A 306-nucleotide genomic window follows, 5' to 3' on the forward strand; every position below is an offset into this window, starting at 1 on the left:
GTGGTCGCGGCCTTGGCGTCGAGCCCTTGCGCGGCCTGGATCCGGTCGCGGCGGCACAGCGCCGCCAGCAGGCCCAGCATGGCCGAGGTGGCGACGCCGGCGATCGAGGTGCCGAAGGCAAAGCCCAGGCCCTTGACGGGCGCGGCCAGCGAGGCGCGGATCGCGGCCAGGTCGGTGGCGCTTTCGAGCGCGGCGCCGGTGCCGCGCAGCGTCACCACCATGCCCAGGAAGGTGCCGAGCATGCCCAGCAGCACCAGCAGGCCGACCAGGTAGGGCGCCAGCGCCGGGCCGGGCAGGCCCACGCGT

At 76.1% G+C, this 306-nt stretch carries 1 pseudogene; it reads right to left on the reverse strand.

Annotated elements, in window-relative coordinates:
• A pseudogene (locus tag ACR6JA_RS22910) lies at positions 1 to 306 on the reverse strand (hypothetical protein); the annotation flags it as partial.

Source organism: Cedecea sp. B1(4) (assembly GCF_059414925.1).